At 43.7% G+C, this 25,772-nt stretch carries 22 protein-coding genes; 7 read left to right on the forward strand and 15 right to left on the reverse strand.

Annotation, left to right across the window (positions count from 1 at the left end; all coding sequences use genetic code 11):
- Window positions 1–139 precede the first annotated feature (139 nt).
- On the reverse strand, window positions 140–1,561 hold the full coding sequence (lpdA, locus tag MHH60_RS03815) for a dihydrolipoyl dehydrogenase (RefSeq protein ID WP_076104400.1): 1,422 nt from the start codon (window positions 1,559–1,561) through the stop codon (window positions 140–142).
- A gap of 167 nt (window positions 1,562–1,728) precedes the next feature.
- Between lpdA and MHH60_RS03820 the strand changes: the two genes are divergently transcribed.
- Window positions 1,729–2,034: a DUF2627 domain-containing protein gene (locus MHH60_RS03820; RefSeq protein WP_038572486.1), complete on the forward strand. Its 306-nt coding sequence runs from the start codon at window positions 1,729–1,731 to the stop codon at window positions 2,032–2,034.
- A 241-nt stretch (window positions 2,035–2,275) separates the two neighbouring features.
- On the opposite strand, the gene MHH60_RS03825 is transcribed toward MHH60_RS03820, so the two are convergent.
- Genes MHH60_RS03825 through MHH60_RS03835 form a run of 3 tightly spaced genes read right to left on the reverse strand, consistent with a single transcriptional unit; the run spans window position 2,276 to window position 6,097 of the window.
- Window positions 2,276–4,135, reverse strand: a complete 1,860-nt coding sequence (locus tag MHH60_RS03825) for an ABC transporter ATP-binding protein (RefSeq protein ID WP_076134476.1) — start codon at window positions 4,133–4,135, stop codon at window positions 2,276–2,278.
- On the reverse strand, window positions 4,116–5,849 hold the full coding sequence (locus MHH60_RS03830) for an ABC transporter ATP-binding protein (protein WP_076134477.1): 1,734 nt from the start codon (window positions 5,847–5,849) through the stop codon (window positions 4,116–4,118). The genes MHH60_RS03825 and MHH60_RS03830 overlap by 20 nt, the downstream gene beginning before the upstream one ends.
- A 17-nt stretch (window positions 5,850–5,866) precedes the next feature.
- Window positions 5,867–6,097, reverse strand: coding sequence for a hypothetical protein (locus tag MHH60_RS03835; protein ID WP_076134478.1), 231 nt, complete (start codon window positions 6,095–6,097; stop codon window positions 5,867–5,869).
- A 135-nt stretch (window positions 6,098–6,232) separates the two neighbouring features.
- On the opposite strand from MHH60_RS03835, the gene MHH60_RS03840 reads away from it, so the two are divergent.
- Window positions 6,233–6,802: a thymidine kinase gene (locus MHH60_RS03840; protein WP_042129772.1), complete on the forward strand. Its 570-nt coding sequence runs from the start codon at window positions 6,233–6,235 to the stop codon at window positions 6,800–6,802.
- A 64-nt stretch (window positions 6,803–6,866) separates the two neighbouring features.
- Here the strand turns inward: MHH60_RS03840 and MHH60_RS03845 are convergent, their stop codons facing one another.
- Complete coding sequence (locus tag MHH60_RS03845; protein ID WP_076134479.1) at window positions 6,867–7,385, reverse strand: DinB family protein; 519 nt, start codon at window positions 7,383–7,385, stop codon at window positions 6,867–6,869.
- Between the two features lie 137 nt (window positions 7,386–7,522).
- On the opposite strand from MHH60_RS03845, the gene MHH60_RS03850 reads away from it, so the two are divergent.
- From MHH60_RS03850 to sda, 4 genes are all read left to right on the forward strand, one after another.
- Window positions 7,523–8,188 carry a hypothetical protein gene (locus MHH60_RS03850; RefSeq protein ID WP_162636777.1) on the forward strand — a complete coding sequence of 222 codons (666 nt, stop codon included), beginning with the start codon at window positions 7,523–7,525 and terminating at the stop codon, window positions 8,186–8,188.
- The gene (locus MHH60_RS03855) at window positions 8,169–8,696 is read left to right on the forward strand and encodes an accessory gene regulator ArgB-like protein (RefSeq protein WP_076134481.1); all 528 of its coding nucleotides are present in this window, start codon (window positions 8,169–8,171) and stop codon (window positions 8,694–8,696) included. The genes MHH60_RS03850 and MHH60_RS03855 overlap by 20 nt, the downstream gene beginning before the upstream one ends.
- Window positions 8,697–8,833: 137 nt before the next feature.
- Complete coding sequence (locus MHH60_RS03860) at window positions 8,834–9,169, forward strand: LytTR family DNA-binding domain-containing protein (protein ID WP_076134482.1); 336 nt, start codon at window positions 8,834–8,836, stop codon at window positions 9,167–9,169.
- Window positions 9,170–9,388: 219 nt separating this feature from the next.
- Window positions 9,389–9,562 carry a sporulation histidine kinase inhibitor Sda gene (sda, locus tag MHH60_RS33210; RefSeq protein WP_080742544.1) on the forward strand — a complete coding sequence of 58 codons (174 nt, stop codon included), beginning with the start codon at window positions 9,389–9,391 and terminating at the stop codon, window positions 9,560–9,562.
- 181 nt (window positions 9,563–9,743) lie between these two features.
- On the opposite strand, the gene MHH60_RS03865 is transcribed toward sda, so the two are convergent.
- From MHH60_RS03865 to MHH60_RS03880, 4 genes are all read right to left on the reverse strand, one after another.
- Window positions 9,744–10,052 carry a hypothetical protein gene (locus MHH60_RS03865; protein ID WP_036676014.1) on the reverse strand — a complete coding sequence of 103 codons (309 nt, stop codon included), beginning with the start codon at window positions 10,050–10,052 and terminating at the stop codon, window positions 9,744–9,746.
- Between the two features lie 122 nt (window positions 10,053–10,174).
- A complete protein-coding gene (locus MHH60_RS03870; protein WP_036676012.1) occupies window positions 10,175–10,834 on the reverse strand; it encodes a helix-turn-helix domain-containing protein in 660 nt (219 codons plus the stop codon).
- Between the two features lie 948 nt (window positions 10,835–11,782).
- Window positions 11,783–18,220, reverse strand: coding sequence for a phosphodiester glycosidase family protein (locus MHH60_RS03875; RefSeq protein ID WP_076134484.1), 6,438 nt, complete (start codon window positions 18,218–18,220; stop codon window positions 11,783–11,785).
- A 117-nt stretch (window positions 18,221–18,337) separates the two neighbouring features.
- Window positions 18,338–19,255, reverse strand: a complete 918-nt coding sequence (locus MHH60_RS03880) for a LysR family transcriptional regulator (RefSeq protein ID WP_076134485.1) — start codon at window positions 19,253–19,255, stop codon at window positions 18,338–18,340.
- A 164-nt stretch (window positions 19,256–19,419) separates the two neighbouring features.
- Here MHH60_RS03880 and MHH60_RS03885 point away from each other — a divergent pair, with 164 nt between their 5' ends.
- Window positions 19,420–20,169 carry an SDR family NAD(P)-dependent oxidoreductase gene (locus tag MHH60_RS03885; protein ID WP_076129478.1) on the forward strand — a complete coding sequence of 250 codons (750 nt, stop codon included), beginning with the start codon at window positions 19,420–19,422 and terminating at the stop codon, window positions 20,167–20,169.
- Window positions 20,170–20,245: 76 nt separating this feature from the next.
- Here the strand turns inward: MHH60_RS03885 and MHH60_RS03890 are convergent, their stop codons facing one another.
- The 6 genes from MHH60_RS03890 to MHH60_RS03915 all read right to left on the reverse strand — a co-directional run bounded on the left by MHH60_RS03890 (window position 20,246) and on the right by MHH60_RS03915 (window position 25,712).
- Complete coding sequence (locus MHH60_RS03890) at window positions 20,246–20,536, reverse strand: MazG nucleotide pyrophosphohydrolase domain-containing protein (RefSeq protein WP_076134486.1); 291 nt, start codon at window positions 20,534–20,536, stop codon at window positions 20,246–20,248.
- A 257-nt stretch (window positions 20,537–20,793) separates the two neighbouring features.
- Window positions 20,794–22,152, reverse strand: a complete 1,359-nt coding sequence (locus MHH60_RS03895) for an LLM class flavin-dependent oxidoreductase (protein WP_076134487.1) — start codon at window positions 22,150–22,152, stop codon at window positions 20,794–20,796.
- A gap of 31 nt (window positions 22,153–22,183) precedes the next feature.
- The gene (locus MHH60_RS03900; RefSeq protein WP_076129474.1) at window positions 22,184–22,996 is read right to left on the reverse strand and encodes an ABC transporter permease; all 813 of its coding nucleotides are present in this window, start codon (window positions 22,994–22,996) and stop codon (window positions 22,184–22,186) included.
- The gene (locus tag MHH60_RS03905) at window positions 22,993–23,844 is read right to left on the reverse strand and encodes an ABC transporter permease (protein WP_038572516.1); all 852 of its coding nucleotides are present in this window, start codon (window positions 23,842–23,844) and stop codon (window positions 22,993–22,995) included. Before MHH60_RS03905 ends, MHH60_RS03900 begins: the two co-directional genes overlap by 4 nt.
- Window positions 23,845–23,881: 37 nt before the next feature.
- Window positions 23,882–24,892, reverse strand: a complete 1,011-nt coding sequence (locus MHH60_RS03910; RefSeq protein WP_076134488.1) for an aliphatic sulfonate ABC transporter substrate-binding protein — start codon at window positions 24,890–24,892, stop codon at window positions 23,882–23,884.
- Between the two features lie 43 nt (window positions 24,893–24,935).
- On the reverse strand, window positions 24,936–25,712 hold the full coding sequence (locus tag MHH60_RS03915) for an ABC transporter ATP-binding protein (RefSeq protein WP_076134489.1): 777 nt from the start codon (window positions 25,710–25,712) through the stop codon (window positions 24,936–24,938).
- Window positions 25,713–25,772: the final 60 nt, after the last annotated feature.

A 25,772-nucleotide genomic window follows, 5' to 3' on the forward strand; every position in this document is an offset into this window, starting at 1 on the left:
AGAGATACCTCCTTATTCATAAAGCCTGAAGTCTTACAGGAATTAAGACCAATTGTGCCCTGATCTTAAAACCTGGTACTAAGACTTGACTTGAGTATATTATAATCCCTTTCTACCCAAAAAGAAAAGCTAAGAAAAACTAAAATCCAATAGATCTTCCATCCACAGCTAACATTGCTTCTCCGATAATCTCCGAAAGGGTAGGGTGAGCATGTATAGCTTCACCAATCTCCCAAGGTGTTGCATCCAGAAGCTGTGCCAAGGCCGCTTCTCCAATTAGATCCGTCACATGAGGACCAATCATCTGCACACCAAGAATATCTCCACTGCTACGATCGGCAACAACTTTGACAAATCCGTCCTTCTGGCCATATACAATTGCCTTGCCAATGGCCGAAAATGGGAACTTGCCAATCACTACATCATGTCCAAGCTCTTTAGCTTCCTTCTCGGTGTAGCCCACACTTGCTACCTCAGGCCGAGTATAGACACAACGTGGTACTAAATGTGTATGGTAAGGATGTAGCTTCTCACCAGATAGATGGTTAACCGCCATAATCCCTTCATGACTGGCTGCATGAGCCAATTGAAGCCCGCCGATGCAGTCACCAATCGCATAAATATGCGGCTCTGCCGTCTGCATACTAGCGTTTACAGCAATAATCCCTTTGTCAAAGCGAATATCTGTGTTTTCAAGACCAATATTCTCGATGTTGGCCACTCTGCCTACGGATACAAGCAATTTTTCTGCGGATAGGCTTTGACTTTGCTCTCCCTTACGGGCTTCGATCGAAATTCCATCCTCCGTTACCTGGCAGGTTGCAGCATCCACTGTAGTTTCAGTCAGTACCTTAACACCACGCTTTTTCAACAACCGTTGTAGTTCCCTAGCTATCTCTTCATCCTCTTGAGGCAGTAACTGACCTGCCGCTTCAACCACAGTCACCTGCACTCCAAAATCAGCCAGCATTGAAGCCCATTCGACACCAATTACACCGCCGCCCACAATAATGATAGAAGATGGCAGCTCTTCGAGCGTGAGCGCTTCATCACTGCTAAGAATCACTTTCCCGTCCGGTTCGAGACCAGGCAATACTCGTGGGCGTGAGCCCGTAGCGATAATAAGATGGCTGGAAACTACTGTTTCCATCTCCCCATCTTCCAGTTCCACAGCTACAGCACCGCTGCGCGGAGAAAAAATAGAAGGACCCGTTACGCGCCCTTTACCTTTGACAACTTGTATTTTATTTTTGCGCATCAAATATTGTACGCCTTGATGAAGTTGCTCAACTACAGCTTCTTTGCGTTTCTGTACCTTTGGGAATACCAGCTGTACACCGCTTGTCTCAATGCCATAGCTCTCACTCTCATTGATTTCAGCATATACCTCTGCACTACGGAGCAGTGATTTACTAGGAATGCAGCCCCGATGCAGACAGGTTCCTCCCAGTTTGTCCATTTCGATGACGACAACGGACTTTCCAAGCTGTGCAGCGCGAATAGCCGCCACATACCCTCCAGTACCTCCGCCAAGTATGGCCACGTCACATGAAATTGTCATGATATGTATCCTCCAGTCATTACACGTAAGTTCATTTTACTTAGTATATTGTACTCTCTTTTTGCTCTATTACAAAACTTATAAACGTCATATGCAAATGGACTTTTTCTTGCTAAAACGTTATCATATGGGTGAATCTAAAGGGCTAAGAGGGGTAGGAGACACTTATGAAACTGTTAATTTCACGCTTCATTGCCATCCTTATTCTTGTGTTTCCGGGCTTAATAGCAATGAAGGGCTTCCTCATGATGAAGGATGATATTTTTGATTACATATCCATGCATGGTGATGATACCGTTGTGCCCCACTTTGCTTGGCTGCATTTCGGTGGTGGATTGCTGCTCTTCGCAGCTGGCATGACTTTCCTTGGTGGCTGGATTCTGGCTAGGGACCGTAAGAAGAATTACGTAGGTCCAAGGTTCAAGGAGAAGCAAAAGGCGAAACAAGCCGGAACGCAGGAAACGATCTCTTAAGATGCTATACTAAACTTAGAATCAGCATTTTCATCTCATCATTTGTTCATCTGATCATATGAATCTCGAATCGCACACAATCAAGCCTTATTCCCTGCTGATTGTAATTTGTACAATAGATTTCCCCACAATCAAAACCTCCCAGCTCACCCGAACTGGTGCTCGTTATCTATCGCAAATAACATAAAGGCGAGAACTTCATGGACGCAATCTGCGCTCCCTGAAAATTCTCGCCTTTTTCTTAAATCCCCGCCTTATCAAGCGCCTCTTTCCGCCGCCCCTGTACCAACTCACTGTACAGTCCGCCTTGCTTCAGCAGCTCTTCATGAGAGCCTTGCTGCAATAATCTGCCGCCCTGAAGCACAAGAATTCGATCAGCCGCACGAATCGTGCCAAGTCTATGAGCGATGACGAAGCTCGTTCGCCCTTTCATCAGCGCCTGCAGCCCTTCCTGAATCTTGATCTCGGTCACTGTATCAATACTGCTGGTTGCTTCATCAAGCACAAGCATAGAGGGGTTAGCAAGAATCGCTCTCGCAATGGAGAGCAGCTGCTTCTGCCCTTGGCTTATACCGCTGCCATCCGCCGAGAGCATCCGTTCATAACCTTCAGGCATTCGCATAATAAAAGAATGGGCATTGGCCAGCTTAGCCGCCTCTTCAACCTCTTCATCGGACGCATCCAGCCTCCCGTATCGGATGTTATCGCGGATACTCCCTTTGAACAAAAAGGAATCCTGCAATACAAAGGCCATATGACTTCTCAAGCTTTCCCGCCGAATCGAAGTGATATCTAAGCCATCCAGCGTGATTTCCCCCTGATTAGGATCATAGAAACGGGATAACAGCCCTATTAGCGTTGTTTTACCTGCACCGGTTGGTCCAACTAAAGCGATCATCTCGCCAGGCTTCGCTTCAAAGCTGATATCCTGCAGCGTGTTAGAACCTCCATCATAAGAAAAAGCTACATTTTCAAACTTCACCGCACCCTGTACAGTTTCAAGTGATATGGCTGCACCTTCATCTTTAGCCTCGGTCTCTTCGTCCAGCACTTCAAACACCCGCTCAGCCCCTGCCACCGCTGAGAGCAAGGTATTCCACTGATTTGCTAAATCATTAAGCGGACGAGTAAACTGGCGGGTATATTCAACGAATACAATGATCACACCCACTGTAATCGACCCACGGATCGCAAGCAGACCACCAATTCCTGCAACAATGGCGAAGCTAAGATTATTAAGACCATTCATAAGCTTGGGGATGAAACCAGAAATGGACTGCGCCCAGTAGCCTGACAGCATAATTCGCTTGTTGCGTTCATGAAAACCAGAGATGACCCGTTCCTCTTGTGAAAAAGCCTTGATAATCCGTTGTCCGGATAAGGTCTCCTCAATATAACCGTTAAGCTCCCCTACATTGCGCTGACGTTCTTTAAATAATGGGCCTGTACGGCGTGTAATCCAGCGCATGCCTAACAACATCAAAGGCACGACAAGGAATGTGAGCAGCGTCAGCAAGGGACTAAGCCACAGCATAACCCCTACGGTTCCTAACAAGGTTAAAACACTTGAAAATATCTGAATAGCCGAGCTATTTAACGTAGAGCTGACGTTCTCGATATCATTGGTAAGACGGCTCATAATTTCTCCCTGCTGTCTCCGATTAAAAAAGGAAATGGGCAGACGGTGTAAATGGGAGAATAGCTCCGTACGCATCCGTAAGACAGTTTCTTGAGCAATTTCGATCATCCATATGTTTTGCAGCCAAGAAGTCAGAGAATAAAAAATGTACACACATGCAAGGCTTGTCAGAAAAACAACCCATGAGCGCCCGCCGGTACCTTCCAGATAATTATCCACCGCTCTGCCAATCATGTATGGCCCCAGCAGCGCTAGCGCTGAGCTGAAGACAACCATGATCAGTACAAGAATAAGCTTGGCTTTACGCTCAGCTAGATAACTCCAGATCCGGATCAGCGTCCCTGACCAATCCTTCGCCTTTGCTTTAGGTTTGCCGCCAGATGCTGTCCCTAGACTTCGTCCCACGCCAAGTTCAAAGTTCGGTTTAGGATGACGAAAAGGTTCAATTAATGCTTTGAACATGCTGCTTCGCCTCCTCTACCTGTGATTCATAAATCTTGCGGTACAGCTCGGAGCTTGCCATAAGCTCCTTATGCGAGCCTTTGCCAATTAATCGTCCCTCATCCAGCAACAGGATCAAATCGGCTGATGCCGTTGAACTGATTTTCTGAGTAATCAAAAAGGTTGTACAGGAGATATCCTTTAGCGCCTCCAGCAAAAGCCCTTCCGTAACCGCATCAAGGGCACTGGTGCTGTCATCAAGGATCAACATAGCCGGTTTCCTAACAAGTGCACGGGCAATCGTTAACCGCTGCCTTTGTCCGCCGGAGAGATTAACCCCACGTTGACCAAGCATCGTGTCATAGCCATCGGGCAACCCTTTTACCGTCTCGTGAATTTGTGCAGCCGCCGCTGCTTGTTGGATTTGTTCTAGTGTGGCGTGTTCATTTCCCCAAGCAATATTATCGCGAATTGATCCGCTGAAAAGCTGCAATTCCTGAGGCACATAACCTATCGATCTCCGCAGTCTGGAAATATCGATATCGGCACTTTTATCACCGTCAATCCAAATGATCCCGTCTGTCTCTTCATACAAGCGCGGAATCAGACTTACGAGTGAGGATTTTCCTGATCCGGTCGCCCCCATAATCGCTACTCGCTCACCAGCAGCTACTTCAAAATGAATGTCCTCCAGGACAGAGATATCACTATTAGGATACTTAAAGCAAACGCCTTCAAATTTAACGTGGCCCTGAATCGGCTCGCCTTGCAAAGTCCCGCCTTCATGAACTCCAGCTCCCGCTTCCATAACTTCTGAAACACGCTGAGAGGAGGCCCGAGCGCGGGAAAACGTTACAACAAGACCAGATATCGCTGATAGTGCTCCAATCGTTCGCAAGGAGTAATTAATAACAGCAACAGTCTGACCCAAAGTAGCATCCCCATTGGAAATGGCTATCCGTCCAAACCATAAAATCGCCAAAATCGCCGCATTCACAATAAGCATAACAAAAGGCATCGTCGTCTCAGTCAAACGCAAGGCAGACACCGTTGATCTCATCAAATTCCCGCTAAATACCGTGAAACGTTCAATCTCATACCCCATACGCACAAATACGCGGATCAAGCGAATACCCGTAAGATTCTCCTGAATCACGCCATTAACTCCGTCTAAACGCTGCTGGACCGTACGAAATAACAAGGAAGCTTTTCTCATAATCCAGTAGAGGAAAAAAATCAACAAAGGTAACGCCACCGTCAGCAGTAATCCCAGCTTCACATGAACAACTAACGCCATAATCACACTGCCTACCACAACAAGTGGCACCCGTGTCATAAAGCGCAAGCTCATAAAAATAGTATCCTGCAGCTGTGATACATCACCAGTCAGACGGGTAATCAGTGACGAGGTAGCAAAACGATTGAATACTTCATACGTAAAAGACTGTACCTTTTCGTACAATTTGTCCCTAAGATCGAACGCAAAGCTCTGACTTGCATGGGCAGCAAAAAAAGAACTGAGTACCCCGGCTGTAAACGCAACTACCGCGCTGCCGATCAATATACTGCCCCACAGCCATACTACAGAGGTATCTTTTTCTCGGATCCCTAAGTCAATGATTTTGGAAATGATCAAAGGCTGTGATAATTCTACCGTCAATTCAATGAGCATCATTACAAGGGCAGCTATTGCAGCTACCTTATATTTTTTGAGAAAAGAGAAAATCAAAGCCATTCGCATACCCTCTTTTTCTATTCGTACAGTGCATCCCTTAACCGAGTTGACATCGTGGAAGCCTGTCCAGTTTTCAGTATTGCTCGACGCAGTGCTTTATTACTCCGGTTCAATTCCACCAAATCCGCCATCATTTCTTCCAGCAAGCTTCCTGTGTCACTGGATAAATCTCCATTCTGCTGCAAAAGAGCTAACCGTTCCTTATATTCATCTAATCTTTCAGTCACACTTATTACTTCCTTTCCCATCTCTTATTACCTCTTATCATACCACAATCAATCAATTGCAATGTTTTCACTGGATACATCCGATCCGAATATGATACTCTAATAAGGTCGCATTTTTTAGATATAATCATTGTTTTTACGAAAGGATAGATGGAAGTGGCACAATTGTTTTTCAAATACGGAGCAATGAACAGTGGGAAATCTATTGAGATACTCAAGGTTGCGCATAATTATGAAGAGCAAGGGAAATCGGTGCTCATTTTCACTCCATCCATAGACGATCGGGACGAAGTTGGTTTTATCTCCTCCCGTATTGGGCTGCGGAAACAGGCCATACCCGTCGACGAGAATACCGATATTTATAATATCGTCAGCAGTAACCAGCCCAAACCCCACTGTGTACTAATTGATGAATGTCAATTTCTAAGCAAGGACTGCATTCTTCAGCTAGTACGGATTGTGGATGAACTAGGCATTCCCGTTATGGCATTTGGACTTAAAAATGATTTCCAGAACCAGCTATTTGAAGGCAGCAAATACATGCTGATTTACGCTGATAAAATCGAGGAAATGAAGACCATTTGCTGGTTCTGCGAGCGCAAAGCAACGATGGCTCTAAGAGTAGAAAATGGTAAGCCTGTATACAGCGGCAAGCAAATCCAGATTGGTGGTAATGAAGCTTACTATCCGGTATGCCGCAAATGCCACAAGAATCCACCGCTATAGCCGTGTATAAAAAGCATCCCAAAGCCATAAGGGCTATTGGAATGCTTTTTTGATTAAGAAGATATTACCCTAAATATCTTTCTTTAAGAATATTCAAATGATGATGGTCATGTCCAATCATAATGCAGGCCTGAGCTCTCGCAGAAAGAGTAGCCTCGTTAACTATTCCCTTCCGGATCCATGCTTCCTCCGGCAGAGTTTCCATTAGGAGTAATGTCGATTCTCGAACAAGCTTGTAATGGGCCAGCAATGCTTTTAAAGTGTGCGCTTCGAAATTGGCGGTAAGTACGTAGTCTTTCTCTTCAAAACCCGGCAGTGGAGTCGTATCCCCTCTGGCGATGCACAATAAACGGTAGGACATGATTCTTCCGGTATCAGCCAGATGTCCGACCATTTCCTTGATACTCCATTTCTCCGGAGCGTAACGATAGCCCCCTTGTTCTTCCGTAAGATTCGAAATAAAAGTGCAAATCTCATCCGTCTGCTCTCTAAAAATAGTAATGATGTCTCCTTCAGCTGGCACTAAATCGACATATTTTGATAATTCTTCGAGATACTCACTGCTTTCTGGACGTCGCCCCATGTCTAAACCCCTCTCATTTTGAATTTTTTCGAAAAAATAGGAGGAAAATTATACTGTAGTTGTTGTATTTTAGTCCATTTTATACGATACTTGCAATAATAGGGTTAGTTATACTAGAAGACATCGGGAGTGTCGGCATGATAGATTTTATGCTTTTTATGATATTTTCAATACTAGAGACCTATGCAATGTTCTTTCTGGCTTTCAAAATTTTCAAAATTGACTTATATCATAAAGAGATGTTGTTTGCTAGTTTTATTATGGGCTTTTTTTCTTATACCCTTAGAATCAACTATGGGATAGCTTCATTAGATACTTTCTCACAATATGCACTAATGTTTTGTTTTATGTGGATGTTATTCCGGATTCATCCCTTCTACGCTTCCATATTAACCGGAATGGCTTATCAAGCTTACTCGGTGATTCAAACCATAATTATGTATCTATTAGACTCTGTAATCAACATGCCTCTAAATACTTCGGAACCGATTACAAAAAACATAATGATAATGCAGATATTATCAGCATTAGCCGCGGTTCTCATTGGTATGTATGTGGGTCATAAACGTATTGGATTTGACTTTGTACCTGACAAACCCGATGTAAGAATTAAACCAACGACTAGCGAAAAATTATTATTTGCTCTTAATCTTCCTACAGTAATTGTCGTTACTTTACTCACCTACTTTTTTGAATCTTTTTTCTTTTTCTTCATCCCAATTTTTTATGGAGTACTATTATGGGGATATCTATATTTCTCACACAAAAAGGATAGAAATAACTATGAGTCATTTAACTTTTAAAATTGTTGAGGTCATTAAGAAAAGTAATCCAGAGCAAACGCATTCCATTGAAATCATGCATTATGCCCTTAGCATTATTTTAAATACTTTATTCATTATTATAGCTTCGTTATGCATCGGCGGGCTCACTGGACAGCTAAAGGAAACATTCTTAGCCTTATTTAGCTTCATGCTCCTAAGAATGTCTTCTGGTGGAGTGCATTTAAAATCCGCAAGGTCCTGCAATATTGTATCTATCTTTATCTGTTCACTGATCCCTCATATCACTTATTTAATACATAACCATTTGATTTGGATTAATCTTTTTTCTTTGCTTGTAATGATCTTATGTGCTCCAAATCCTGATGCTAATGCGCAAATCCCCAAAGAATGGTATTTGGGTTTAAAGATCATTTCCATAATTCTGGTTTCTTTGAATTTTTGGATCCATTCGTTTGTCATTGGATTGGCATTTTTAGTTCAATCCTTTACAGTTATAATTCCATTACAAAGGAGGTCAATCAAATGAAGAAAAATTTAGCTCGTTATGCTTCTAACATCTTAGGTACTTCTGCTATAGTTTTTGCAACAATTCTGAAACCACTTGCTAACAGCCCTGAGATTCCAAAAGAACTGCGCAAGTAATCAAACAAGGATGGGGAAAAGATGCGTGTCTTACAGAAAGACGGTTCCTCTAGTGATATTCTAGAGGAAGATATATTGTATTTCTCCAATTATAAGAATACAATATTCGTCCATACGAAAGAAGGCGAATTTATTCTCCCCACCACGCTTTCCGATCTTTCCGTAGCGTATGAGGGTAAGGGATTCGAACGCCTTGACCGCAGCAATGTCGTCAATATCAACAACATAGAAGGCTATGATCCCGGGCGGAAGATTGTATGCTTTAATCAAGGTACGCAGTTCACTACTGTTTCGGAATCCAATGAACCTCGCCTTAAGAAGTATCTTACTTCACAAAAGAAAAAACCGTCAGAATAAAATTCAGTTTTTAATAATCCCGGCATGTTCACACATGCCGGGATTATTTTATTAAAAATTGAAACTTTTTAGTATTTTCCTCAAAATCTCATATTATGCCATAATAATCCTCAAATGTAAAGATAAATTCGTAGGATGAATGACAGGAGACGGATCCTATTCCAAATGATACCATATAGATAAACCTATAATAAAAACAATTAATGATGGAGGATCATAATGAATTACTATTTTCATCCCTCTCCACGGCCCTCATCTCTGGAATCTATATCTGACGAGGATTTACTAAGAATCTATGAGCTAGCGGTTGATGCCCATGCGTTACCGGATTTCATTGAAATTATTAAAGATATCATGAGAAGTAGAAACCTCATAGATTCTGAAAATATATAATATCCCCTTCCCCATTAAATTCACACTGACGCATGGTACACATTTTTCTCCAGCTTCAACCACCAATAAGCTCCTTAGGTCGCCTTAAGTCAAGTACATAAACATAAAAAAGGTAGAGCCTCCGCGGCCCTACCTTTTTTATATGCACATATGATGGGTAATCTCAGATAAAAATAATGCTCTATTCTGTAATTTCTGTTTTGAACACATTCTCCAATTTGCCGCCGAGTCTTTTCTTCAAGGGAACTTTAATATCTCTGCCCAATTCTTTAAAGAAAGTTTCAACATCACATTTCACATTTTTTGCAGTTGCGATTACCGCACCATCACCAACAATGTTTTGATTCGCTTCAAGAGGAACATCAACTTCGATGTCATACTTTTTGGATAATGTCTTGATGTAACGTGCGAAGATCTCCAGCAATTCCTCGTTATTAAAATTCTCTATAGCGACTTTGCCCTTGCTGGTAAACTTCATGTTAATTTTCATTATTAATATCCCCTTTTCTGTCAAACCATTTTTAGTTGTTAGTTTATGGATCAAGATGAATAGATGGCTGCAAGAAAGGGCAACATTCATTCATTTTTGAGATCATTAGCAAAAGGCATACATTATTTATAAGCACCCTTTATTTGTTGTACTTTAAACTGAGTAAATTCTTTAAGTGCTTGTATGACCTGATCCTGTTCCTCTTCCTTCAGTTCATAAACGCACTCCCGTAGCCACTCGCCAAATAGAAAGGCTTGACGCCCTTTACGGGGGCTCTTTCTTAAGGAGTCGAGGTTACCCTCAAACTTATCGTTCAGGACATCGGTCAGATTGTATTTCTCAATCTTCTCTATTACCATTCCTGCCCCATATTCCGTTTCGTAAACTATAACTTCATTCGAATCAAAGGAAACGTACGATGTTTCTTTCCCTTCCTTCGCTCTGAATTCCTTAAGCTTGTTAAAGGCTGTCTCGTAGATGTAATCTTGAGACTGTTTGAGCTGTGGCAGCTCATATCCTTGCTTCAAGGTCTTGATATATTCAATATCTGGCATATAATCTGCCAAATGGTACATCCGATTCTTCAGATCCGTTCCAAGCGCTTCAATGATCTTGTCCAGATTGTCTTTAAGCGGAATGCTCTCTCCACGTTCGATTTTGCTAAGCTGTGAGTAACTTATACCGCTCTTTTCTTCCAGTCCTCTTAAGGTTAACCCTCTCGTCTTTCTGATGTGCCGAATGAAATTACCCAGCTCATCGGGATAGTTCTCAAAATCATTCATGGGAGTCACCTCCCTACTATCATAACACAACATAACAATTTGTGTTGGCTAATAACAATTATTCCTTGTTTTTACTTGCCTCTGAAGAGTAATTCCCAGTATTCCACGCCCAATATAACCCTATCTTCACAAAATACAGGAAAAATACTCAGCGCCCGTCTGTAAGGATTTGGAATATACTCGTTACTCACCTCAGTTTTACGTTCTGCTTAAGCCCCATTCATCTTCTTGGTCTTACCTTCCGCTTTCTGCTCACTTTACTCACTTTACTTACCTAACTCAACTTGCACGCCTCACTCACTATACTCACCTGACTCACCTAGCTCACCTGGCTCACCTGGCTTACCTGGCTTACCTAGCTCCACTTGGCTCACCTGACTCACTCAATTCTACCTCATCGGACCGAGGAGACCTTATTAAGCTGATTTCAGCCATTCTGCTCATCTATCGGACTCAGATGCACCTATTCATTAAAATATATTACGATTCCGGGCAAAAGTATGACAATAAGAGCTATGGAGTCCGAAAAGTTGGAAAAATGGACCAAAAAGTTAAAATAGCGGCAATACAGTCCGTTACGATCCCAAACCATCGAGGCTATCTGTTAAAAACAAACTTTACTTGATAAACGGACCTCGTCCGAGCCGAACTTACCAAGTGTGCATCGCTGTTGGCGTACTTTAGCATTAGCACACCTCAGCGAGTGTGTCTTAGCTTTAGCCGTACCTCAGCGTGCGTACCTCAGCGTGCGTGTCTTAGCATTAGCACACCTCAGCGAGCCTGCCTTAACTTTCCGTTCTCCAACCTTTTGTGTCTCACCACCTGTTTTTACTTTTACTCCGCTTTTCCCCTCTTGTGTGTTCATGCGTGCGTACCCTGCACATATCCAACTAATCCAATTATCAAAAGAACAGCCAGTCCCCATCAACCTGAGACTGGCCACAATCATTACTCCATAACCCTCAGCAGGTTGAGGATCATCTGTGCACTTTCAGCACGTGTTCCGTTTTGGTTCGGTGAAAATTGTCCTTCAGCCCGTCCTTGCATCAAACCAAGTCTGTACACTTCGCTGATTGCCTCTTGAGCCCACTGTGGAGCATAACCAATATCGTTGAATGCCGAAATGTTACGGCTAGCTACAGATACATTACTCTTGGCGTAAGCATATGCACGAGCCAGCATTGCAGCCATCTCCTGGCGGGAGATCTTTGCCTCCGGTTCAAACTGTGAAGCAGTCTGGCCGTTAATCACTCCTGCTTGTTGGGCTAACCCTACTGCTTCTGCATACCATTGATCTGTAGGTACATCAGCGAAACCAGCTTCTGCTTGACCGTTCAAACCAAGCGCACGAACTAACATCGCTGTGAACTCCGCCCGTGTAACCGCACGGTTCGGATCAAATCGGTCCGCAGCAACACCTAGTACAAGTTGTTTTGCAGCAAGCTGCTTCACAGTAAGGTAAGCCCAGTGATCGGACTTCAAATCTTTGAATGTTTTATCAACTTCTAAAACAACGTATTTACTAAAATGGCTGACGGCAGCAGATAGATAACCATTCGTCCATGTACTGCTCATATACTCTAATTTACCCACATCTTCGATAAAATAAATACCTAACAAGCTTCGATCTACATCCGCACCAACCTTATATGAAATCATAATCGGCTCTGCAAACTGTCTTAACGAGAAGGACTGGTCATTTTGTTTGAATATGCTAAGCGACCATTCCCGTAGATCACTTTTCGCCCGCAAGTGTGCACCCGCAAGTGTACTTGCACGAGCCAACAGATCCACTGCTGTATTATTAGCTACAGGTTTCAGTCGTAGCGAAATCGTACTCTTGGCAAGAGCCTCAGCTGAGATTAGCTTACTTAGTTCTGCCAGTACTGTAGCAGGAAGCGTAACGGATAAATCCTGCATAACCACTCTAAGCGGTGCGCGTCCAAGCAGCTCTGCTGCGTTGCCTGGCAAAAGTAATTCCGTAACCGCTCCATCAACAGAAACCACAACTTCACCTTGAGCATTCTTGCTCTCTGAAAGTTGAGTAGCAGTGATGGTGACTACGCCCGTTTTTGCTGATGCCGACGGAGTTGGTGTAGTGGTTGGCGTTGGTGTCACCGCAGGTCCCGGCTCCCAAGCACCCGGCGTTGATGTTGGCTCTGGACTTGGTGTCGGCGTCGGCGTTGGCTCTGGGCTTGGTGTCGTACCCGGCGAGCCCTCAGTCACTGTCAGAATATATTCAGTGCTCAAACCGTTATAAACAGCGCTGACTTTTGTTGTACCAGCACTCAGAGCATGAAGTTCTCCAGCTTCACTAATCATTGCAATGGAATGATCGGATGTATCAAAGATTACTCCCTCGAACAATTCTTGCTTGCTGCCGTCACTGTATACCGCCTGAACAACAACGGAGCCTTTACTTCCTTGTTCCAGCGAATCCGGCCCATCCATCGTTATTTCTGTAAGAATAGGTGCCTCATCATTTGTTACGACAAGGTTATACTCCGAGGCGAACTCCCTATAGGTTACTGAAATCACAGTGGAGCCTTCCTCATGAGCCTGAACCAAACCCTGTTCATTGATCGTAGCAACATTCTCATTCAAGCTGGAATAATGAAGTCCATCTAATATAGCGATACGTTTACCAGATGCATAGACAGCTTCTGTTACAGATTGGTCAACTTCTTCCGGTTTAAGCTGTCTCTTTCCCTGAAGCTTAATTGCCTGCAGCGCATCTACAGTTATCGTACTTTCGGCAAAAATATTCGGGTAACCTGCCACTGTGACTCTTATCTTAGCTGTCCCTGGCTTCAATGCAGTAACCAAGCCATTTTCATTTACAGTAACTACTGATTCTGCCGGATCAGGAACGATGGACCAAAGCTTTGTCAGATGATTAGCCTCATCCGGCCCCACCTTAGCTTGCAATTGCAGGCTAGCCCCAGGCTCAAGCTCTACAGCAGTTTGATCCAGAGTAATGGATTCCGGAACGAATTTGCCGATCACTAAACGGTCAATCTCAACCCCGTCTACTGTTCTTGCGGTAACCGTAATCTCGTTCTTCTCAATCTCAACAGCCGTATAGATTTGCTCATCTTCGTCATATATTTTCTCCTGCCAAAAACGTGGTGTCAGCGCATAAAACTTAGGACCTGAGGAACCGCCGATAACATAACGAGTGCCTTCGCCTTCTGCAACCTGTTTACCATCCTTCATCGGAAAAGTTCGCAAATAGATATGGTCATGACCGTTCATCACCAAATCAACGTTGTGCTTATCAAATACCGGAACCCACTTCGCTTGCACCTGCTCATTCGAATAGATGCTGCCGTACGGTCCTTGATGGAAAAAAATCACCTTCCACTTTTTATCTGTAGCCGAAAGATCCTGATCCAACCACTCCGCCTGTTCAGTGAACGGACTACCTGAATGCTCTGTATTCATAACCACAAAGTGCGTATCCTTAATATCAAAAGAATAATTCGTACCTTTTACGCTCGCCGCACCGTTTTGCGGGTTATTGAATTGCGCCAGATAATCCCCATCTCCATTGGTTCCCATCACTTCATGGTTCCCGATAATCGGAACAAGTGTGGTATTCATCAGCTGCTTTTGGGCTGCATCAAACCACCAGTTCCACTGCTCTTGTTCAAAGCCTTTATCCACCATATCTCCAGTGTGAACCAGCATTTCCGCATCTGGCATATACGCGCAAGCCGCTTCAATCGTATTTCCCCAAAGACCAAAACCAGCCTTAGAATCTGCTTGGGAATCTCCGATAAACAGGAATTTTGTAGAAGTGTCCTCAACACCACTTGTAACAAAAGCTCCTTGCAGACTTACATTTGACTCGCCATCACCCACACGATATACATATTCCGTTCCGGGGGTAAGCGCAGTGGCCTCCGCTTTATGAACTCGCATCGTTCCGTCATTGTTGGTGTTGTAAATTGAACTGCTGCCGGTAATTTTTATTACATTCGCAGCTTGAAAGCTTGTAAACTCCGCTTTTTTCACAAGTTCTACTACAGTATCCATGGTCAACGGTTCTGTCTGCCAAGTGAACTGGCGAGAAGTTGCTGCATCTTGGCCCATCGTAACATTAACATTACGCGGAGCTGCAGTAGCGTCATACTGAGCAACCTTGAACGTCATCACAGGACTATAGGTATTTCCTTTTACCGCCTGCAATTTAAAAGTTCCTTCTGCTGAAGTGACAGAGTCAGTAGTAAGTGTTCCACTTGCCCCTGAAGCAACACCTTGTACCTCCACTCCATCGAACAGCAGCTTTGCTCCTTCAACGACACTTCCATTCAGATCTTTTACCGCAAAAGATGCATCAAAGCCCTTCGCAAGATCATAATGGTTCCAAGTGAGCATCAACTGTGTCTTCACAACAGATTCAACAGCTGCTCCAATAAAAGAAATAGGAACCCCAGTACCCTCTGTAGAAGTTACCGATCCGGATGTATTTTCGATTACAAAAGCTTTGCTAATATCTCCAGCCAACTGCTCCTGAGTGTGGGGACCCACAAAATCATTACGAACTGTATATTGAATTTGCCCGATGAGATCCGTATCTCCCAGATTGGAGGAATTGATATTCGTTAAGTTAAGACGCACAGTGCCCAATACCGGATCAATGATGGACTCCACTTGTGTTTCTGATAACTTATTCCCCCGAATTACCTGCAAATCTTTAACTGCAGCTGGATTAAAAGCAAACGTAAGATTTCCTTCCTTCAGCTTGCTCGCTTTCTCTGCCGTTACGTCCAAAGTGTAAGTGTTGCCGGCATATACTACTTCTGGTGTTTTGTACACATAGAACGGAGAGCCCAAATTTACTGTAAAATACCATTCTTTTATCGTCTGGTTACCGCTTAAATCGCGGATGGCAACTTTCACTTTATGACGGCCTTCTGTAAGTGGAACCTTTGGTTTATAAGTAATCTGACCCTTTGGAGGATAAAAGCCATGCTCCACTAATTGATCGTCCACATATACTCGTGTTTTGTCAGGATCGATTAAGGTCGTTCCCGGATGCACCACTGGATCATAACCATCATCCTCACCATTGACGGAAAGGGTCGGTGTAGCTGTTTTGACAATTTCGTTCACGCCGGGATATGCATCTTTAAGAATAGGAGGTGTTCTGTCCTCCTCTAGCGGGCCATAAATGGCACGAATATCATCAACGTAAATAGCTCCCGCACTCTTGTTAAGATTGCTTGTCTCCATATAGCGGACAGGCATATCCATCGTTAAGGGCGTGGTTTTTCCCTTAGGAACGGATACTTCGACGTATTTCCACCCCGTCCAGTTCACACCATTTACCTGATCGGTAAAATCCACGGGCACTGCCGCATTATTGCCATCCCGAATCTGTCCCCGCAGCCAGTGCTTTTTGCCATCTCCGTAGATCCACATACTGATCTTTTCAGGATACCCCGGAATCTGAATCCGATTGGCGGTTGAGCTTGCGGCTAAATAAGCACCGGATGTGCCTGTTTTGTTAACAAAATCATATTCCAGCTTCAAGGCTTTATCCCCGTTGCGGACAAAATCCTGATCCGTCACTTCCCGAATCGCCACACTGTTAGCTGCTGCACTAGAGGCTATATATTTATCAATGCCATTCTCAAAATCCTCCAGCACTACAGGCGGCAACCCCACATTTACTTCAAAAGAAGTCTCAACGTCCCCGTACTTAGCATAAATCTTTCCGTTTTTCCCGTTCTCACTCGTCGCCTGAAACAGACCCTTTTCGTCCACGGTTCCGATCTCGCCCTCAACCCGCCATTCGAAGGAATGGTTGTCGGCTTGAATTACCTGTCCATTACGCAGCGCCTTCACAGTTAATTGTGCAGCAGCACCTGAAGAATAAGTTTTAATCTCATCAGGAAACCTAAGCTCTGTAAGCTTATCTACAACCTCAATTTCAGCACTGCCTTTGACTGCCTCAGCCTCTACATTTACCGTCCCCGTGCCGGCAGTGGTTCCTGCGGTGAAGACTCCGTTCGCATCGACAGTACCAAGGTTAGCGTCCACCTGCCAATTCAAAGTACCCGAATAAGGCGCCGGATGGCCGTTCTCGTCCACTCCTGCCGCTTTGAACATAAAGCTGGAGCCTTGCAAAATACGTTCCGTATTCGGCTGCACAACCAGCTTAGAAGCTGTAGATTGCTCTGGGGCTGTGTTGACGACCAGCAAACCGTTGCCGGTTTTACGTTCATAGCCATCAGAGCCCTGATTCATCATTTTGACACCAGATGCACCCGGCATTCTGGCCACAAAAGTAGAAGAACCGCCACCATCCAGATTCATGGCGTTCACTACGCCCATATCCTTCAGAATGTAGCCAAGCTCATCCGTATCTACACCTTCACTAAAACCTGGAGATCTTCCATCCACTTCGAATAAAACGAGACTTCCGTCCGCTTTTGTCCCAATGGCTGTACGTGGATGAATTCCTAAAGGCCCAATACCTTGTTGAACTACTCCGTCTTTTACCAGCGGCCCCTCGCCGCCAATAGCTACCTTCACATCATTCCATTCTCCGCTAAGCGCAAAGGTCGCAGTAACGTTATCGCCAACCGATAGCCCCTGCAGAACAGCACGAGACGTTCCGTTAGCAGACAAAACTACTTTTCCTTTGGTAAGCGGCGTATTGCCTTGATTGTTGCGAATCTCAGATACCTTCAGCTTCAAGGCCTGGCCGCTTTTCACTTCTCCCTCGACTATATCTAGAACAACCTCGTCACCCTCATTGGTCGACTTTGTAGTTGTATTATAATCTTCCGTATAAAGAACCAGCTCATTCATATTTCGGTATCGGTTGATGCTGGTCAGATTGGTTGTTTTTCCATTAATCGTCACGTTTTTGGTCAGCTTCGGCACACCATAAATGGAGCTGCCGTCTTCTTTTAAACCGAATGTAAAAGCTGAGATCGAGCTGTTCAGGATCACACCCTCATCCATAAAAAGTCCATTAGGGACACCCGTAGCAAAACCGGAGATTTCATAGAAATCACCATTTATTCCTGCGATCACTCGGTTTCCAGGTGAATCCGCATACGTGGCCATTTCTGTAACGCCCTTCATACCGTATACCTTTCCATCCTTCGTGCCTGCCCGCAGCTCCAAATTTCCTTGTTGCGGGTTGAACTCCACTGCATGTATCTTTTGTAAACCACGTTCATTCTGGAGATCCATCCAGGTATACATCGCCCCAGTTGCAAGCTCTGTTTGGCGAACATCAATAACGGTTCCGTAGTCTGTTGCTGGTAAATCAGAAATGGAAGCGCGAACATTTGCCCCCGGTTGTAACAACGAAATCAACAAAACAAAGATAATAACAACATTAATTTGCCTTAGATACCTTCTCACTGTGTTGACATCCTCCCCACTTGGCTGTCCTAATATCGATCTGAGCTTGGACAACATCATAGGGTTAATATTAACTAGGAAGCGTAAAGGTTAGATAAAATTTACCAAGGCATACTGTTAACTTCGTCTAATCATTTCATCAAATTCATGCTTTAGCCTGTTGATAAATCTTCGGGCGGTTTGGGAGGTCTGTTTTGAAGCAGAGACAATAGCTCCTGAATATTTCGCACGGGTATCTGGTGATCGTAACTCGATAGTTTTCATGAAGGCAGAAGTCATCTCTGATATTTTTAGAAACGAATAATCCAGACCAATTGTGATGGCCAATCCTTCTGCAACTGCATTCTCAATCGCCCGTGTGTTGTTACTTACAAAAAGCAAATTGATCGGCCCATAGCCAGATAAATATCGCTCTACATAGTCCTTAATGTAAGGATCATCGTATAAAACTAACGTCTGCCCCACTAACTGATCCGGTGTAAGGATTGAATTCAGGGCTAGCGGTGAGTGTGGGTGTACACCAACTACAATCTTTCCCTCCATTAACCGTTCAAACTTAACCCCCTTATATGTGTCAGGCATTCCCTCCGGTGAGACCATAAGTCCAATGTCCATTTCATCCTGAAGTACATTATCCAGAATTTCTTTAGGCCCCTTTTCAAAAATCTCTATTTTCACATTTGGAAAATCTGCCTTAAAACTAGAGATTACCTTCACCATCAGATGCATGGGTCCAGGTATCGTAGCAATTTTCAAATGACCACTTAACGTATCGCTGTAAATCTGTGCTTCTTCTTTTAATTCATTTACTTTCATCAGGACTTCATTTGCTTTGCTAATAATGGCATTTCCTTCTGCTGTGGGAACCGCCTTTTGCCCCCGCGAACGGATGAACAAAGTAACTCCCAGCTCAGCCTCCAGCATGGTAATAGACTGACTCATTGCGGATAGAGTGATATGACGATTCTGAGCTGCTTTGGTTAAAGAACCAATCTTTGCGACTTCTACGATATTCTCGCATTGCTCCAAATTCATTTGAATCACCCCTTAAGTTAATCTTTACTTAATAACTATTAAATTTACTTAAATTTTAATTAATTTAGACAAGTGTTACAATGTAAATAAGTTAGTAAGTAACCAATTTTACTATATCAACTTTCATTTCTAGTATAACTATATTTCTTGAGGAGGAAACTCAAATGACAGACAAAAGAGTAGCCGTAATAACAGGTGGAGCCAGTGGAATCGGGAAACAAACCGCCATTAAATTCGCAAGTAAAGGTGATCAAGTTGTCGTTGCCGATTTCAATCAACAATTAGGTGAAGAAACGGTAGCACAAATTATTAAAGAGGGTGGCGAAGCTATTTTCGTCAAAACAGATGTTTCCAAATATGAAGATGTCGAAGCACTGGTTCAGAAAACTGTAGATACTTATGGAAGAATTGACGTTATGTTCAACAATGCCGGAATCGGCCGCGTCACTCCTGTACTAGACCAAGACCTTAAGGATTATCACAGTGTCATTAATGTCAATCAGCATGGTGTAGCCCATGGGATTATCGCTGCTGGTAAAAAAATGCGTGAGCTCGGCATCAAAGGTGTGATTATCAATACAGCTTCTGTATTTGGATTCCTAGCTTCCCCAGGTACATTCGCATATCATGCTTCCAAAGGTGCGGTCATTATGATGACTAAATCCGCAGCACTTGAACTTTCGGTTCATGGCATCCGCGTGCTTGCCGTTGCTCCCGGCGCTGTAGATACGCCAATTATCCAAGGATATAAAGATCAAGGAATGGTCGACCAAATGAAGAGTAAAGTAATGGGTAACAAATTAACATTGCCTGAACAAGTTGCAGACACTGTATACTTGCTCTCCTTACCAGAAGCTAGTGCAATTAACGGTAGTGTTGTAATGGCTGATGAAGGTTATGCTTCATTTAAATAAAATTTAGGGTAAAAAAATCCAAGGCTTCCCTCGGGGGAGGTCCTTGGATTTTTTTAAAGTATTCAATAGATACACCTTACTCCCAAGTCCTCTGTTCATTAATCTCCAGCTTACGTTTAAAAGCCTGCTCCAGATCAATGCCAAGTTTATTGGCCAGATCAAAAATATTCCACACCACATCGTACATCTCGTATCCCAAGTTTTCTTTCCGCTCCGCATCTGGATGAAACGATACCGACAAAACCTCTTTGGACAACTCCCCAACCTCAGTCATTAAATACAGCATTCTCTGCTCAATAGTACTGGTATCAAACCCTTTGATTTCACTGAACTCCTTAACATACCGTTGAAACTCTGCTGCATTCATTTCCTTACGCCTCGCTTTTTGGTATAAAGTTATGTAAAGTAATTATTCCTGCGTATTTACCAATTATCATCCTTTTGATCTAAGAATACAAACGCTCCAAGACTTTGCGTTTATTAGACAAGAACGCTCTGACAATGCGATAAAAAAGAAGCGATTCCTCATTTATCGAAGAATCGCTTCTTTGCATTTTGCTCACTATAGTGATACCTCAATAGCCAACTCGGTACAATCTGAATAAATTCACTCCGATGATCACCTTATTTACCAGCCCCTACTTCAGCCACTCTACGATTCTGAAAATGACGGATACCTGGACGCTCCAATCCTAAATGTTCACGAAGGGTACTCCCCGTATACTCAGTACGGAACAAGCCGCGTGCTTGCAAGATGGGCACAACATGATCCACGAATTCATCCAGGTTGCCCGGCAGTACTGGTGGCATAATATTAAATCCGTCGCAGCCGTACTCTTCGAACCACAATTGCATTAAATCTGCCAATTGTTCATAGGTTCCAACAAACTGCATATGTCCTCGTGCACCAAGCAAACGGCGGCCTAATTCTAATATCGATAATTTGTCCTTACGAGCCATATCCATAATCAGCTGAACCCTGCTTTTCATTCCATTTGATGCTTCTACTGGATCAGGAATCTCAGGCAGCTGTCCATCTACTGGGTATTCGGACAGGTCAAACCTCAACATGCCAGACAACATACCAACAACAGCGGCAGGAGGAATCAACTCCTGCAGTTCTTTATATTTACTTTGGGCTTCCTCTTCGGTTGCTCCAATGATCGGAGACAAGCCCGGCATAATTTTTAAGCTGCCACGTTCACGGCCATAATCTGCTAATTTGGAATTGACGCTTTCATAGAAGGCCTTAGCCGCTTCAAGCGACTGCTGTGCCGTAAAGATCACCTCTCCAAAACTAGCTGCAAAATCTTGTCCTGGACCAGAAGATCCGGCTTGAATAAGTACAGGATATCCTTGAGGTGAGCGAGGAACATTGAGGGTTCCTTTTGTAGAATACCACTCCCCTTTGTATTCCACTTCTTTGATCTTCTTCGCGTCAGCAAATTGTCCCTCTTCGCGGTTGACGATTAAAGAGTCATCCTCCCAGCTGTCCCAGAGAAGCGTTGCCACCTCAACAAATTCACGTGCCATTTTATACCGAAGTCCGTGCTCCGGATGCTCCGGCTTCCCATAGTTATAAGCTTCCACATCGAGCTGGGAGGTGACAATATTCCAACCCGCTCGGCCTTCACTAATATGATCTAAAGAAGCAAATTTGCGAGCCACATTATAAGGTTCGTTATACGTGGTCGATACGGTAGCCGTTAATCCGAGTTTTTCTGTTTCTGTCGAAAGGGCTGACAACAACGTCAATGGGTCCAACATACCCGAAGCAGCTTGATCCGCACCCATCACGTACAACAAATCCGCCAAAAACATCATATCGAACTTCCCACGCTCGGCGGTTTTTGCCAATTCGCGATAAAATTTATAATTGAAGATCTTATCCGCTCCTGATTCCGGATGCCGCCAGCCATAATGATGATGTCCTGAATAATAAATAAATGCACCTAAATGTAGCTGATCTTTTCTGGTTCCCATAATGACCCTGCCTTTCGAATTCTAGAGTTCGTTAACCTTTGAATGTATCACGCCAATGCAGCCATCTTCTCTCCAGCAATCGAATTGCGGAATCCGAAAGTTTTCCTATCACTGCAAAGATTGAAATTCCAACGAATACTATATCTGTTTGCGAATAAGCTCTGGCATCCTGAATCATATAGCCTATCCCCGCACTTGTTCCCATCATCTCCGCTACGACGAGTACAAGCCACGATGCACCAAGTGATAAGCGAATACCAAGTAGAATATTAGGCATAGCAGCCGGAATAATCATTTTGCTAAGCAGCTGCCATCTTGTGTATTGGAAAATACGGGATACTTCAACAAGCTTGATATCAACATTACGAATTCCTAGAAAAGTGTTCAGATAAACTGGAAAAAAAGCACCTAATGAAATCATTAGTATTTTAGAAAATTCACCCACGCCAAACCACAAAATGAATAACGGAATAAGGGCAAGTAATGGAATCGTTCGAAGCATCTGTAAAGATGGATCCAGTGTACGCTCTACTAATTTCCCAAGTCCTGTAGATAAGCCAAGCAGCAGTCCAGTAGCAGATCCCAATAAAAAGCCAAGCCCTGCCCGATAGGCGCTAATCCCCAGATGTCGAAACAGCTCACCGCTAGCTATTAAAGAAAAGAACTGCGCAATAATGGTAGATGGAGCAGGCAATGTCGTCGCAGAGACTAAATGGAGCGCAGCTGCCACTTCCCAAATCACCACTAGAGCTAGAGGTACAATCCAGCCATGCAGTTTTTTTGGAATCCAGCTTAAACCATCGTCGTGACGCTCTATTTTATTACTGGATAGGTGATTGCTCATGATCCTTTATCTCCTCTATAACTGTCTTGCCATCTTAGCAATCTCGATTCCAACAACTTTACTAATGAGTCTGACAGCTTTCCTACTACGGCAAACACGATGATCCCAACAAATACCACTGTGGTCAAAGAAAACGATCGCGCGTCATTGATTAGATAGCCAACACCTGAGCTAGAACCCATCATCTCCGCTACGACAAGTCCAAGCCAAGCTATGCCCACAGACAAGCGGATACCTAAAAAGATGTTGGGCAGTGAGGCTGGAATAATTAACTTACTCACCATCTGCCATTTACTGAATTGCAGTACTCTCCCAACATCAAACAACTTGTTGTCCACCGAACGGATTCCTAGAAATGTGTTCACGTATAACGGGAAAAATGAACCTTTGGCAATCAACAATATTTTTGAGGTTTCACCGAATCCGAACCACAAAATAAATAGTGGAGCGATTGCTAAATGAGGCAGCGTGCGCAGCATTTGCAGCGACGGATCCAGCAAACGTTCTGTTTTGTATGAGAAGCCTACCCACAAACCCGCCGCTAAGCCAAGCCCTCCCCCAATTAAGAAACCAAGCAGTGCCCGCCAAGCAGATATGCCTAAATGTTTCGCCAGCTCACCGGACGCGGTCAAGCTAACCAGTTCCCGCCATATTTCACTTGGCCTTGGCAGCAATATAGGATTTAACTTTCCCATCGCTCCGGCTATCTCCCAAATCAGGAGTAAAGCAATTGGTAAGATAAGTCCAAGCAATATATTCGTCGTTTGGATGGAAAGTCCACGTTTCTTTACTGGATTCTTTTTATGGATTAGTGGCGAGATCACAGCTTTTTCAGCACTGAATTGCATGTAAACAACCTCTTTTCTACATCTGTGGTTTCATCCGTTACTTCAAAGGTTCCTTCAGTGCTGCTTCAATATATTGATTGTCTGTTATTTTAGAAACTTCAATCTCTTTACGGATGTTCTTAATATTAAATTGAAAATCGGCTGTCTTCTGCAATTCTTCAACAACAGCATCACTAATTGGAATGTTGATCATCTGGGAACGTTCAAACGTACCCTCGATTACCGCTGCCGGAATGTTCCGCTCAGCTGCATATCTTTCAGTCGCTTCAGCGCGATTATCTGTCTCCCAAGCTATAGCTTTGTTGGTCACTTTTAAATAAAGCGTAACTAGTTCTGGATATTTCTCTGCGAACGCTGAACGGGAGATCACAAAAGAAGGAGATAAGACACCCAATTGCTCACCATCCGTCAAAACCTTCCCTTTACCGGTCAATGCGTTTAGAGTAATATACGGATCCCATGTAGCCCATGCATCAACGCCACCGGATTCAAATGCAGGTTGTGCTTCATCGGGCTGTAGCTGGATAATCTCAAAATCTGCTTCTTTAAGACCTGATTCCTCAATACCGCGATAAAGGAAGTTGTAAGCATTGCTGCCTTTTGTAACAGCTATCTTCTTGCCTTTCAGATCCTCCAGTTTCTGAGCAGTACTACTACCAGGTACAAGAAGAGCAACGTTATTCGTACCTTCTAATACTTGTGAGATAATCTTAATAGGAATACCCGCAGCTTGGGCTGCAATCACCGGCATGTTACCAAGAGTCGCTATGTCCAACTTATTAGAAGCGATCGCCTCTGTCATTGGGGGTCCACTTTGAAATTCCGTCCATTCTACTTTTACGCCCAGCTTATCAAATTCTTGCTCATACCATTTTTCCTCACGGGCTTTACCAAACATCCCCCCGCTGCCCTGCACGCCAATCTTAATGGTCACACCTTCATATTTGTTGGCGCCGTTCTTTCCCGCACTCTTTTCATTCGAAGCGCAGCCCGTTGCAAATACAGTCAAAACAAGCATAAGAAGTAGTGAATTACGAAATAATTTCATGGATCATTTCTCCCCTTTTTATAAAAAAATGGACTCTCTTTATCTAGATACCAGCTCCAACATCGATTGCCGGTTCTTCAACCTTCTCAAACTCACTCAGAACCAGTCGACGTAGCTCTTGGAATGAAGTACTGGATCTTTTTCGCGGAAACGGTAAATCGATGGGAAGAATATTGCGAATATGCCCAGGTCGGGGATTCATAATGACTACCCGCTCACCCAGGAATACAGCTTCATCCAGATCATGAGTCACAAATAACATAGTCGTCTTATTGCTCTGCCAAATATCAAGAAGTACCTCTTGCAGATGTGATCTAGTAAAAGCGTCTAGTGCGCCAAAAGGTTCATCGAGCAATAATACATCCGGATTACGGAGCAACGCCCTAGCAATAGATACTCGTTGGGCCATCCCGCCTGACAGCTCACGTGGATAGGATTTCTCAAAACCCTTTAATCGTACAAGTTCAATCAATTCAGCTACTTTTTTGCGAACCTCTGGATTTTTAAGCGATAAATTTGCTGCAATATTATGCTCCACCGTCAACCACGGAAAAAGTCTTGGTTCTTGAAAAATAAATCCCTTCTCAATACTCGGTCCGTCGATCTGTTTGCCATTCAGTAGAACCGTGCCGCTATAGCCCGTATCCAGTCCTGCCACAATTTTTAGCAAGGTACTTTTTCCGCAGCCGCTGGGACCTATAATCGTAATCAACTCGCCTTTTTTCACCTTCAGCTGAATATTGCTTAATGCGATAACATCACCTGCAGGCGCGGCGAATACTTTATTCAAATGTTCGATAACCAGTGTTTCCTCCGACACTCCATTCACCCTTTCCGATAAATATAAATTCAACTATACTTATGTATTTAATAGGTATTA

It is taken from the genome of Paenibacillus sp. FSL H7-0716, assembly GCF_038002705.1.
GTDB lineage: Bacteria > Bacillota > Bacilli > Paenibacillales > Paenibacillaceae > Paenibacillus_AQ > Paenibacillus_AQ odorifer.

Excerpts from the sequence above, each read along its gene's own strand:
- MHH60_RS03860 (WP_076134482.1), top strand. The coding sequence starts at position 8,834 with ATGCGTGTCTTACAGAAAGACGGTTCCTCTAGTGATATTCTAGAGGAA.
- sda (WP_080742544.1), top strand. The coding sequence starts at position 9,389 with ATGAATTACTATTTTCATCCCTCTCCACGGCCCTCATCTCTGGAATCT.
- MHH60_RS03830 (WP_076134477.1), bottom strand. The coding sequence starts at position 5,849 with ATGGCTTTGATTTTCTCTTTTCTCAAAAAATATAAGGTAGCTGCAATA.
- MHH60_RS03880 (WP_076134485.1), bottom strand. The coding sequence starts at position 19,255 with ATGAATTTGGAGCAATGCGAGAATATCGTAGAAGTCGCAAAGATTGGT.
- MHH60_RS03855 (WP_076134481.1), top strand. The coding sequence starts at position 8,169 with ATGAGTCATTTAACTTTTAAAATTGTTGAGGTCATTAAGAAAAGTAAT.
- MHH60_RS03845 (WP_076134479.1), bottom strand. The coding sequence starts at position 7,385 with ATGGGGCGACGTCCAGAAAGCAGTGAGTATCTCGAAGAATTATCAAAA.
- MHH60_RS03890 (WP_076134486.1), bottom strand. The coding sequence starts at position 20,536 with ATGAATGCAGCAGAGTTTCAACGGTATGTTAAGGAGTTCAGTGAAATC.
- MHH60_RS03820 (WP_038572486.1), top strand. The coding sequence starts at position 1,729 with ATGAAACTGTTAATTTCACGCTTCATTGCCATCCTTATTCTTGTGTTT.
- MHH60_RS03910 (WP_076134488.1), bottom strand. The coding sequence starts at position 24,892 with ATGAAATTATTTCGTAATTCACTACTTCTTATGCTTGTTTTGACTGTA.
- MHH60_RS03900 (WP_076129474.1), bottom strand. The coding sequence starts at position 22,996 with ATGAGCAATCACCTATCCAGTAATAAAATAGAGCGTCACGACGATGGT.
- MHH60_RS03825 (WP_076134476.1), bottom strand. The coding sequence starts at position 4,135 with ATGTTCAAAGCATTAATTGAACCTTTTCGTCATCCTAAACCGAACTTT.
- MHH60_RS03895 (WP_076134487.1), bottom strand. The coding sequence starts at position 22,152 with ATGGGAACCAGAAAAGATCAGCTACATTTAGGTGCATTTATTTATTAT.
- lpdA (WP_076104400.1), bottom strand. The coding sequence starts at position 1,561 with ATGACAATTTCATGTGACGTGGCCATACTTGGCGGAGGTACTGGAGGG.
- MHH60_RS03865 (WP_036676014.1), bottom strand. The coding sequence starts at position 10,052 with ATGAAAATTAACATGAAGTTTACCAGCAAGGGCAAAGTCGCTATAGAG.
- MHH60_RS03835 (WP_076134478.1), bottom strand. The coding sequence starts at position 6,097 with ATGGGAAAGGAAGTAATAAGTGTGACTGAAAGATTAGATGAATATAAG.
- MHH60_RS03905 (WP_038572516.1), bottom strand. The coding sequence starts at position 23,844 with ATGCAATTCAGTGCTGAAAAAGCTGTGATCTCGCCACTAATCCATAAA.
- MHH60_RS03850 (WP_162636777.1), top strand. The coding sequence starts at position 7,523 with ATGATAGATTTTATGCTTTTTATGATATTTTCAATACTAGAGACCTAT.
- MHH60_RS03870 (WP_036676012.1), bottom strand. The coding sequence starts at position 10,834 with ATGAATGATTTTGAGAACTATCCCGATGAGCTGGGTAATTTCATTCGG.
- MHH60_RS03885 (WP_076129478.1), top strand. The coding sequence starts at position 19,420 with ATGACAGACAAAAGAGTAGCCGTAATAACAGGTGGAGCCAGTGGAATC.